The organism is Arthrobacter sp. 05L45_2 (assembly GCF_056397525.1).
In genome coordinates this window covers 1-10,884 of the sequence record NZ_JBFTNO010000097.1, presented here as the reverse complement: position 1 = coordinate 10,884, position 10,884 = coordinate 1, and the positions used below count along the sequence as shown (strand labels likewise).

Annotated in this window: 10 protein-coding genes; 4 read left to right on the top strand and 6 right to left on the bottom strand. The window is 66.6% G+C overall.

Going from position 1 to position 10,884, the window contains the following annotated elements:
- Positions 1 to 727: PPK2 family polyphosphate kinase (locus AC1DHD_RS09300; RefSeq protein WP_476879432.1), on the top strand; the 727-nt coding region annotated here is incomplete at its 5' end.
- Positions 728 to 772: 45 nt separating this feature from the next.
- Here AC1DHD_RS09300 and AC1DHD_RS09295 read toward each other — a convergent pair.
- Positions 773 to 1,024 (bottom strand): exodeoxyribonuclease VII small subunit, encoded by a 252-nt coding sequence (locus AC1DHD_RS09295; RefSeq protein WP_476879431.1) that lies wholly within the window; start codon positions 1,022 to 1,024, stop codon positions 773 to 775.
- Positions 1,025 to 1,105: 81 nt separating this feature from the next.
- Entirely contained in the window at positions 1,106 to 2,392 is a 1,287-nt protein-coding gene (gene xseA / locus AC1DHD_RS09290) for an exodeoxyribonuclease VII large subunit (RefSeq protein WP_476879430.1), read from the bottom strand.
- Between the two features lie 209 nt (positions 2,393 to 2,601).
- Here xseA and AC1DHD_RS09285 point away from each other — a divergent pair, with 209 nt between their 5' ends.
- Positions 2,602 to 3,450 carry a hypothetical protein gene (locus AC1DHD_RS09285; protein ID WP_476879429.1) on the top strand — a complete coding sequence of 283 codons (849 nt, stop codon included), beginning with the start codon at positions 2,602 to 2,604 and terminating at the stop codon, positions 3,448 to 3,450.
- Between the two features lie 38 nt (positions 3,451 to 3,488).
- Positions 3,489 to 4,574, top strand: a complete 1,086-nt coding sequence (locus tag AC1DHD_RS09280; protein WP_476879428.1) for a 4-hydroxy-3-methylbut-2-enyl diphosphate reductase — start codon at positions 3,489 to 3,491, stop codon at positions 4,572 to 4,574.
- Positions 4,575 to 4,638: 64 nt separating this feature from the next.
- On the opposite strand, the gene AC1DHD_RS09275 is transcribed toward AC1DHD_RS09280, so the two are convergent.
- On the bottom strand, positions 4,639 to 5,901 hold the full coding sequence (locus AC1DHD_RS09275) for a DNA recombination protein RmuC (RefSeq protein ID WP_476879427.1): 1,263 nt from the start codon (positions 5,899 to 5,901) through the stop codon (positions 4,639 to 4,641).
- Positions 5,902 to 6,070: 169 nt separating this feature from the next.
- Between AC1DHD_RS09275 and ychF the strand changes: the two genes are divergently transcribed.
- Complete coding sequence (gene ychF / locus AC1DHD_RS09270) at positions 6,071 to 7,156, top strand: redox-regulated ATPase YchF (protein WP_476879426.1); 1,086 nt, start codon at positions 6,071 to 6,073, stop codon at positions 7,154 to 7,156.
- A gap of 84 nt (positions 7,157 to 7,240) precedes the next feature.
- Here ychF and AC1DHD_RS09265 read toward each other — a convergent pair whose 3' ends face one another.
- From AC1DHD_RS09265 to AC1DHD_RS09255, 3 genes are all read right to left on the bottom strand, one after another.
- A complete protein-coding gene (locus AC1DHD_RS09265; protein ID WP_476879425.1) occupies positions 7,241 to 7,933 on the bottom strand; it encodes a hypothetical protein in 693 nt (230 codons plus the stop codon).
- A gap of 217 nt (positions 7,934 to 8,150) precedes the next feature.
- The gene (locus tag AC1DHD_RS09260) at positions 8,151 to 9,272 is read right to left on the bottom strand and encodes an enolase C-terminal domain-like protein (RefSeq protein WP_476879424.1); all 1,122 of its coding nucleotides are present in this window, start codon (positions 9,270 to 9,272) and stop codon (positions 8,151 to 8,153) included.
- An 82-nt stretch (positions 9,273 to 9,354) separates the two neighbouring features.
- Positions 9,355 to 10,884 (bottom strand): GMC family oxidoreductase (locus tag AC1DHD_RS09255; protein ID WP_476879423.1); only part of this gene is annotated, 1,530 nt, incomplete at its 5' end.

The following is a 10,884-nucleotide window of genomic DNA, read 5'->3' as shown; positions in this document are numbered from 1 at the left end:
GCTGCTCAGCGAGCTCGACGGGAAGCTGACGCAGCTGCAGGAGCAGCTTTTCGCCGAGTCCCGGATCGGCGGCAAGAAGCGGGTGTTGCTGGTCCTGCAGGCCATGGACACCGCGGGCAAGGGCGGCATCGTCAACCACGTTATGGGCCAGATGAATCCGCAGGGCGTGCAGCTGAAGTCGTTCAAGGCGCCGACCCCGGAGGAGCAGTCCTACGACTTCCTCTGGCGGATCGAAAAAGAAGTTCCGGCTGCCGGCATGGTGGGCGTTTTCGACCGCTCCCACTACGAGGACGTGCTGATCCACCGGGTACACCGCTGGGCCGACGCCACGGAACTGGAGCGCCGCTACCGCGCCATCAACGAGTTCGAGGCCCGGCAAACGGCGGCGGGCACGAAGATCATCAAGGTTATGCTGCACATCAGCCGCGACGAGCAGCAGGAACGCCTGCTGGCCCGGCTGGATGATCCGGCGAAGCGGTGGAAGTACAGCAGCAACGACCTGAAGGAACGGGCGTTCTGGGACGACTACATGGATGCCTACCAGGCCGCGTTCGAGCAGACCAGCTCAGAGCACGCGCCCTGGCACGTAGTCCCGGCCGACAAGAAATGGTTTGCCCGGATCGCCGTCCAGCAGCTGCTCCTGGACGCACTGGAGGGGCTGGCGCTGGAATGGCCCGTCCCCGAGATCGACGTCGACATGGAGGCCGAGCTGGTGCGGCGCTCCTAGCGGCCGGCTTCCTGTCCGGCCCTGTCCGGCCCCCCAGGGCTCCTGTCAGGCTTCCTGGCCGGCCTGGCCCGCTTGGTCCCGGGCTGCGGCGAGGCGCTTGCGGGCTCCTTCGAGCCACTGCTCGCAGCGCTTTGCCAGGGCTTCGCCGCGCTCCCACAGGGCGAGGGATTCCTCGAGGCTGGCGCCGCCGGCCTCCAGCCTGCTCACCACGCCGACGAGTTGTTCGCGGGCGTCCTCGTAGCTGAGTCCGTCGAGGTCCGTCTCCGGGGTGGGGGATGCCGTGTTCTCTGCTGCCATGGTGTTGCTCCTCTATACGTATGGTTGCCGGTTAGGCGATGCTTCGGTGCTGGTTCGGGGTTCCCGCGGTTTGGCGGCCGGTCAGTCCCCGCTGGCTTCCCCGCCGCCGGTGGACTGGGCTGTGAACCTGCCACCCGCCACCCGCACCGCGAGGGCCGTACCGGCCGGCGCCTGGCTGGGGTCCCGGACCACCTCATGGCGGGTTCCCGGCACGGACGTTCCGTCGTCGAGCTGCACGACGGCGTAGCCGCGGTCCAGGGTCTTTTGCGGCGAGAGGGCGCGAACCTGGGCTTTGAGGTGCACCAGCTGGTCCGCGGCCCGGACGACGGCGGTGTTGACGGCCGCATGGGAGCGGCCCTTGAGCCGTTCGACGTCGTCGTGCCGGGCCGTCACCATGCCCTCGGGCGATGCCAGGACAGGGCGCGAGCGGAGCGACGCGAGCCGGTCCGTTTCCCGCTCGACCAGACGGGTGACTCCGCGGCGAAGCTGCTCGCGGGCCTGCCGCACCCGCGCCAGTTCCTCCACAACATCCGGCACGATCCGCTTGGCCGCATCGGTGGGCGTTGAGGCGCGCAGGTCCGCGACGTCGTCGAGGATGGGCCGGTCCGCCTCATGGCCGATCGCGCTGACAATCGGGGTGGCCGCGGCCGCGACGGCCCGGATGAGTTCCTCGCTGCTGAACGGGAGCAGGTCCTCCAGCGCCCCGCCGCCGCGGGCGATGACAATGACGTCCACCTCCGGCTGGGAGTCCAGTTCCTGCAGCGCACGGATTACCTGGGCCACGGCGGTATTGCCCTGGACGGCTACTTCACGGATCTCAAATTCGACGGCGGGCCAGCGGAGGGCGGCGTTGCGCAGCACATCCTTCTTCGCATCCGAGTCGCGGCCGGTGATCAGGCCGATCCGGTGGGGGAGGAGCGGCAGGCGTTTCTTACGGGAGTCGGCGAAGAGGCCCTCGGCCGCCAGCGCCTGGCGCAGCCGTTCAATGCGGGCCAGCAGGTCACCCAGCCCCACGGGCCGGATGTCCTTGACGGACATGTTGAGCCGGCCGGTTTTTAGCCAGAACTCGGACTTCAGCAGCGCCACCACCCGGGACCCGCGTTCCAGCGGGGTAGCCTGCCGGTCCAGGACGTTGGTCCAGACCGAGGCCGGCAGCGAGATTTCCGCGTCGATGTCGCGCAGCGTCAGGTAGGCGTTCGTGCCGCGCCGGTTGAGTTCGATGACCTGGCCCTCGACCCAGGCCGAGGGCGCACGGTCGATGTGCATCTTCAGTTTCTGCGACAGCAGCTGCAGCGGCCAGGGGTTGTCCGGGCTGGTCTCGGCCGCGGTCGCCGGCAGGGTGGTGGCCGCAGCGGTATCTTCAGACATGCCGGTAACCGCAGGCGCGGCACGCCTGGTCCGTGAGCTGGTGCATGTGCTGGTGCATGGGGTGCGGAGTCCTTTGCTGGAGGCGGGGAGCTGCTTCAACTCTATCCATAGCTTTACCAGCAGGGCCGGACGTTTTGGCCTGCTGCTTTCCGGTTCGCCGCGGCGCCACCGTAGGATGGCTCTACTCCCAACCCTCCTAGGAGACTTTCGTGCGCACTTTTGTCTCGGCCGTTGCTGTGCTGATCGGCCTTGCCATGGCGGCTGTCGCCGTCCCGGCCATGTGGGTGGACCGGAATATCGTCCAGGAAGACGGGTTCGTCGCCCTCACCGCACCGTTGGGGAAGGACCCGGCATTCCAGCAGAGGCTGGCCACCGCCGCCGTGAACGGTATCAATCTGGGCGGCCGGCAACTGCCCGATGCGGTCGCGGGCCTGGTCAAACCCATTCTTGCCGAGGCGGCCCAGTCCCTGACCTCCGCGCCCGGATACGCGGACGCGTGGGCTGAGACCCTGCGCAGGAGCCACCGGCTCAGCTTCGCCGACCCCCGGACGCTGCCGCCCCAGGTGGACGGCACCTCCTCCCTGACCCTCGATGTCGCCCCGCTGGTGGGCCTGGTGGTCAAGCGGGTCTCGGACGCCTCGCCGGTACCGCTGAAGGCGCCGGACACGGTGCGAATCAACATCGGCCAGTCCAACCAGCGCCAGCTCATCGAACGGGTTTCCGCGTACGCGCCGATGGGATCTGCCGTGGCTGTGGGCGCGGCCATCGCCTTCGTCCTGGCCTTTGTCGCGGCCCGGCGGAAATGGACGGTCCTGGCGGGCGTCGGCCTGGGCGCCCTGGTGCTGGCCGGGGTGTGGAAACTGGGTTCGGACGCGGCCGGCAATATGGTCCAGGGGACCGGGAGCGGCAACGAGGTTGCGGACCTCTTCAAGCGCGAATTTGTGGCCGCCTCCACCGCCGGCTTTGGTCAGTGGATAGTGGTGGCACTCGTGGCCGGCGGGGTGCTCCTGGCCTCCGGGCTCATCCTTCGGGTAGTCGCCGGCCGCCGCAAGGCCTGAAATGACCGGCTACAGCGAACACCGGTAGCATTGGGGGCATGACCTCCACCGCTGTATCCATCCCGATGCCCTCCGTTCCGCGCCGCCGGCGATCGCCGGAGGAAGTGTTGGCGGCGGCTCCCGTGACCGGGGCGAAGAAGGTCCTCCTGGCCGCTCCGCGCGGCTACTGCGCCGGCGTCGACCGGGCCGTCATCGCGGTGGAAAAGGCCCTTGAGCACTACGGTCCGCCGGTTTATGTGCGCAAGCAGATCGTCCACAACGTCCACGTGGTCAGCTCCCTGGAGGAAAAGGGCGCCATCTTCGTGGACGAGACCGACGAGGTCCCGGAAGGGGCCCTGGTCATCTTCTCCGCGCACGGAGTCTCCCCGGCCGTGGTGCAGTCCGCCGAGGACCGCGGGCTGCGGACCATCGACGCCACTTGCCCGCTGGTGACCAAGGTGCACCGCGAGGCCGTGCGCTTCGCCAAGGACGATTTCGACATCCTCCTGATTGGCCACGACGGCCACGAGGAAGTCGAAGGGACCGCGGGTGAAGCTCCGGAACACATCCAGATCATCAACGGCCCGCATGAGGTCGACAAGGTGACGGTCCGGGATCCGGAGAAGGTCATCTGGCTTTCCCAGACCACCTTGAGCGTCGACGAGACCATGGAGACCGTCCGCCTGCTCAAGGAACGGTTCCCCACCCTGCAGGATCCGCCCAGCGACGATATYTGCTACGCCACCACCAACCGCCAGGTGGCCATCAAAAAGATCTCGCCCCAGGCTGACCTGGTGATCGTTGTCGGTTCGGCTAACTCCTCGAACTCCGTCCGCCTTGTTGAGGTGGCACTGGAATACGGTGCCAAGGCCTCCTACCGGGTCGATTTCGCCAACGAAGTCGACGAGTCCTGGTTTGAGGGCGTGGCGACCGTCGGCGTGACCTCGGGGGCGTCCGTGCCGGAGGTCCTCGTGAAGGACGTCCTGCGGCTGCTCGCCGATTACGGCTACGGCAGCGTTGAGGAAGTCGTCACGGCGGAGGAGGACCTGCTCTTCTCCCTGCCAAAGGAACTCCGCGCCACCCTGAAGCAGGCCGGGGACGTCTCGCGTGCCCTCGGCGGCCGCGGCGCCCGCCCGACCGACTAGTACCGCCGGGCAGACGTGGCCGGGCAGCTCCTACCGGGCCGGGCGGCCCTTACCCCGGGCAGCCCTAGGCTGCCGACTCTTCCGCGGCGTCGTCGTCGGATTCCTCTGCGGCGGCTGCGTCCCCTGTGGCGATGCCCTGTTGCAGCTCCGGTGCGGCCACCGAACGGGGTGTCGCCTCAACGGTGATGGGTGTGGCTAGGCTAGCGGCATCCAGGGCATTCAGCTTGCGCGCGGTCGGCAGGACCCGGGCCTCGAGGGTGCCGACCAGGGAGTTGTAGCGGTCCACCGACGTCTTCAGCGACGAGCCCAGCTTGGTGACGTTGTCGCCCAGTGTTCCCATCCGCTCGTACAGCTGCTGCGCCAGTTCGAAGAGCTCGCGCGCGCTGTCCGTCAGCACATCCTGCCGCCACGTGAACGCCACAGACTTGAGGACTGCCAGCAGGGTCCCCGGCGAGGCCAGGACAACATTCTTGGACAGGGCATAGTCCAGCAGGGCGGAATCGGCGGTGAGTGCGGCCGCCAGAATCGATTCGGCGGGCAGGAAGCAGACCACCAATTCTGGCGCGTTGCCGGGAATGTCCCAGTACTTCTTGTTGCTCAGCGCGTCCACGTGGGCCTTGAGGGCCTTCGCATGGGTAGCGAGCAGGGCCTGCTGGTTGCCCGCCGTTCCTGCGCCCCGGCCGCCCGGCTGGCTGCCAAGCTCCTGTGCCTCCAGGTACGCGGTCAGCGGCACTTTCGCATCCACGACGAGCTGCTTGTCACCCGGGAGCTGGACCACGAGGTCCGGCCGAACCGTGGTGTCGGAACCGGAGCTATGCAGTTGCTCATGGAAATCCACATGGCGCAGCATCCCGGCCGCCTCCACGACGCGGCGGAGCTGCACCTCGCCCCACTGGCCGCGGGCGCTGTTGGACCGCAGCGCCGACTCGAGCGCATGCGTTGACTTCAGCAGCTGTTCGTCGGAGAGCCTGGCCTCCTGGAGCTGCTGGGCAAGCTGCCCGTACTGCTCGAGCCGGTCACGTTCCAGGAGCGACACCTGCTGCTGGACAGCTGTCAGCTTCTCCGCCACGGGTGCCAGGGCGCGGAGGACGCTGCCATCCTGCGTCCTGGCATCGCCCAGCTCCCGGTTTTGGGCCGCGAGAAGGCGACGTTCGGCGTCGGCGGCGGCATACCGGGCGTTCACCTCGGAGAGACGAGCCGAAACGCCGTCGAAGTCCTGTTCAAGGGCAGCGCTGCGGCGCCGCAACACCACGAAGGCAAAGCCGGCCCCGGCTACGGCGCCGATCAAGAGCATCAGCAGGGCAAGAATTAGTGCGAAAGCGTCCATGCCTTCACTCTGGCACGCAGCTCCGACAGTTTTAGCCAGGACGCACTGGGCGGGGTGCGGGGAGCCTGCCCGCCGAACCTCGGCTGATGCGGATCCGGACCGGGGCCGGCCGCGCGCGTGGTCCCAAGGCCGCAAGGGGTGAGGGCGTTTACCGGTAGAATCTATACTCGTGGCTCTTACTATTGGCATCGTCGGACTGCCCAACGTCGGCAAATCAACCCTTTTCAACGCACTGACCCGCAACCAGGTGCTCGCAGCGAACTATCCGTTCGCCACGATCGAGCCCAATGTCGGCGTCGTGAACCTGCCGGACCCGCGGCTCGAGAAGCTGGCGGCCATCTTCGGGTCCGCACGCCTGCTCCCCGCTGCCGTGTCCTTCGTGGACATCGCGGGCATCGTCAAGGGCGCGTCCGAGGGTGAAGGCCTGGGCAACCAGTTCCTCGCCAACATCCGCGAGGCCGAGGCCATCGCCCAGGTGGTCCGCGTCTTCGATGACCCCGACGTCATCCACGTCGACGGCAAGGTCGATCCCCGTTCGGACATGGAAACGATCAACACCGAGCTGATCCTCGCCGACCTCCAGACCATCGAGAAGGCCGTCCCCCGGATCGAAAAAGAAGTCAAGATCAAGAAGCGGGAAGCCGCCGAACTCGCTGCCGTCCAGGCCGCGCAGGCCGTGCTGGAGCGCGGCGACACTATCTTCTCCTCGATCAAGAGCGACAAGCTGGAGATGGGGCACCTCAAGGAGCTTGGCCTGCTCACGGCCAAGCCGTTCATCTACGTTTTCAACGCCGACGAAGGCATCCTGGGCAGCCCGGAAAAGCAGGAAGAGCTGCGCGCCCTCGTGGCCCCGGCCGACTGCATCTTCCTGGACGCCAAGCTCGAATCGGACCTCGTCGAGCTGGACGAGGAAGAAGCCCGCGAAATGCTGGAAATGAACGGCCAGGACGAGTCCGGCCTTGACCAGCTGGCGCGCGTCGGGTTCCACACGCTGGGCCTGCAGACCTACCTGACCGCCGGACCCAAAGAGACCCGCGCCTGGACCATCCACCGCGGCGACACCGCACCGCAGGCCGCCGGCGTAATCCACTCCGACTTCCAGCGTGGCTTCATCAAGGCCGAGGTTGTCTCCTTCGACGACCTCATCGAGGCCGGCTCCATGGCCGAGGCCAAGGCCCGCGGCAAGGTCCGCATTGAAGGCAAGGAATACGTGATGGCCGACGGCGACGTGGTGGAGTTCCGCTTCAACGTGTAGTTGAGTTCCGCCTCAACGTCTCGTGTTGAGCCTTGACGACTTTGTGGCCGTCGGGTTCTTGCTCGTGCCGGAAGGAGCGTGCGTTCAGCTGAGAAGCGAAACGGCCCGGGAGATGACGAGGGCCAGAAGGACGAATGCTCCGGCTGCCTCCACGCCCATCATGGCTTTTGCCCGCGCAGACAACGGCATGGTGTCGGTGGGGCTAAAGGCCATGGAATTGGATAGCGAGAAGTATGCGTAATCGATGAACGATGCGACCCACCCGGTCCGCTCGGAGGACCTCGCAGCGACCTCCTCAATGGCGTCTCGGTCCTCGTCTTGAGGGAACCGGAAGTCTGCTGGCGGCATGTCCTCGCGTTCGGCGTGGCGGCGGGTAACAGGGCCACCTCGGTCCATCTCCCAGAAAGCCAGGGCGAACGCAATGATGTTGGTGACCCAGATCTGCAGTGCAGCAAACAGGATTACAGGGCCATCGCTGTTGCCCGAAGTGGTGAGCCGGATGACCACCTGTACCAGGGCCACCTCGTTCGCGGCGACCAGAAGCAGCGCCTGGCCGGTAGCAACGTTTTTTGACCGCCGCGTTTCCCTGTGGAACCGGTGCGGATTCAGGTGCACGAGCGGGATCAGCATCGTCAGACCAACGCCGACCACCGTATACCTGAGCCACGGAAGGAAGGAGCTGGGCAGCGCGGCATAAAGGCCCAGCGCGACGAGCAGTCCAATCACCGCTGGCCACCGGTGCTCGGCGCGGGCGTCAGGGGTATCGGTATCAGCCATGGCTCAGTCTGTTTCCTGCTTCGGCCGCAGCCCGGGCTCCTTTGTCTCGGTTCCGTGTTCTGAGGCTGACTACCCCGTTGCGGTCACTGCGGTCACTGCGGTCACCGCATAGAGCCGGAAATGAGTGGCCTCGGGAATGGCCGGTCGGTGCTGCGGCCCTCGTTCGTGCCGGCATCAGCGATATCCTCCTTGCGGACTGTCTGCGGTGTTGCGGCGCCTACCCCACCCGGTACTTTTCGACGGCCTCCCAGCGGAACGCGAGGCCGTTGCCTGAGGAGTTGGCATCCGGTGCGATTGCTCCGCCGGTGGGGTCCAGGGTCCCGTCGAAGAACGTCCGTTCGATTCGTACGTGGTCGTGGAACCACTCCAGATGCCGGAAGTTTTCTGTCGCGGCGGCGACGTGGGCGCTTAGGTTAGGTGCGCAGTGGCCGGACACCTGAAGCCCGTACGCTGCCACAAGGGAGGCGATGCGCAGCCATTGGGTGATACCGCCGCAGCGCGACACATCCAGCTGGACGCAGTCGACGGCTTCGGCCCGGCACAGGCGCTCGAAGTAGAACACGTCTGTACCGTATTCACCCGCGGCGACGTCGGCAGCTATCGCCTCCCTGACGGTCCGCAGGCCGGCCAGGTGGTCGGAGGAGACAGGCTCTTCAAACCACGCCAACCTGGAGTCGCCGGCCGCTTCGTAAACCCTCACCGCTTGTTTTGCCGTGTAGGCACCATTGGCGTCAACGAACAGCTCAGCGTCGTCTCCTATGACAGTTCTGGCCTGATGAATGCGCTCCAAATCCCGGGGAATGGCGTTCCCCCGGTCCTGTCCGATCTTTATTTTGACCCGTGGGATGTGCTGGCCGTGCACCCAGCCGCCCAGCTGGTCCTCAAGTTGCTGGCGGGAGTAGGTGGTGAACCCGCCGCTGCCGTAAATGTCGACCTCGTCGCGCACCGCCCCGAGGAGGCGGTACAGGGGAAGGTGAAGCAGGCGTGCTTTCAAGTCCCACAGGGCACAGTCCACCGCGGAGATCGCGTAGCCGGCGAGCCCGCTGCGGCCGGTATTGCGCACGGCCTGCAGCATCGCCAGCGCGGCTCCTCCGGTGTCCCACGCAGACCGTCCGGAGACGGCTGGCGCCAGCAATCCTGTGATCAACTGTGCGCAAGAGGGTGGAGCGTAGGTCCAGCCGAGTCCCTCGCAGTCACCGGCGCGGGCCCGGACCACCACCATCGTGGTGGAGTCCCAGGCGAACGTGCCGTCTGCTTCCGGGCTATCGGTGGGGACCGTGTAGGTGCTGACGTCCAGGCCGCTGAGGGTCGGATCGGATCTGGTTTGAGTGGCGGGCATGGTCAGCCTTTCTGATGCGGGAGGATTTTCCTGCAGCTTGGTTCTGGCTATCGGCGAAGCTGGATAGTGGGCTGTGTTTGGTTCAGGTGGCGTTGTTGGCTCCGCCGGCGATCAGCCGTTCGGCGGCGCGCGCTGCGACGGCCATGATGGTCAGGGCCGGGTTGGCGCTTCCCTGGGTGGGCAGTACGCTGCCGTCCGTGATGTAGAGGTTGGGCACGGCGAAGCTGCGGCAATCGGCGTCGACGACGCCGTGGCGCTCGTCCGCCGCCATCCTGGCCCCGCCCACCAAATGCGCGTAGCGCTTGATGGTGATGACCTCGTCGGCCCCGGCGGCCTTGAGGATCTTCTCCATGACGTCCTGCGCGGCGCCCATCAGTCGTCGGTCGTTTTCGCACTGGGAGTAGTGGAAGTGCGCTACCGGCATCGCGTTTCGGTCCTTTTCCTGTGCCAGGGTGACGCGGTTTTCCGCCTGCGGCAGGAACTCGCACAGCGCGCCCAGACAGGCCCAGTGCACGTAGTCACTCATGTATGCGCGCAGCTTTGCTCCCCAGTGACCCTGGGCGGCGACGTGCTCGGCCCAGGTGATGGGCAGCGGTGACACCGTCTGCACCGAGAACCCGCGCTTGTAGGGCTGGGAGGGGTCCGTTTCGTAGAAGTCTTCCGAGCTGACCTCCGGCGGGGGCGCCTTCCACATTCGCACTTCTGAGTCGAACCTGCCGGCCGTCTGGGGCGCACCCTGGACCATCAGGTACCTCCCCACCTGGTCGAAGTCATTGCACAGCCCGTCCGGGAATCGCTTGGAGGTGGAGTTGAGCAGCAGGCGGGGGGTCTCGATGGAGTAGCCGGCGACGGCGACGATCCGGGCGCGCTGGAACCGCGTGCGGCCGTGGCGGACATAGTGCACGCCCGTAGCCTTGCCTGTCTTATCATCAACTTCGATCCGGGTCACCATCGAGTCGGCGCGTACTTCTGCGCCGTGGTGCAGGGCGTCCGGAATGTGGGTGATCAGGGGTGAGGCTTTTGCGTTGACCTTGCAGCCCTGCAGGCAGAAGCCGCGGTAGATGCAGTGTGGCCGGTTGCCGAAGCGGCCGTTGGAGATCGCGACTGGGCCGACCTTCGCGGTGATACCGCAGGCCAGTGCGCCGCGCAGGAAGAGCTCGCCGTTCCCGGAGACGGGGTGCGGACTGTGCGGATAGGAGTGTGGATCGCCCCACGGCCAGTGTTCCCCGGCCACCGGAAGTTCGCCTTCGATGTCCTCGTAGTACGACTTAAGATCCTCGTACTCGAAGGGCCAGTCGGCGCCCACCCCGTCGGCACTGTAGGTATGGAAGTCACTCGGGTGGAACCTGGGGGTGTAGCCTGCGTAATGCACCATGGAGCCGCCCACGCCCCGGCCCGAGTTGTTCGAGCCCAGGGGCACCGGATCGTCCCCGGAGATCACCCGCGGTTCCGTCCAGTACAGGTGGTGTGAGGCCGCCTCGTCGCTGACCCAGTCGCGCTCCGGGTCCCAGAAGGGGCCCGCATCCAGAGCGACTGCCTTCCAGCCCGCGCGGGCCAAGCGCTGCAGGAGAGTTGAGCCGCCCGCACCGCACCCGACGATCACTATATCGAC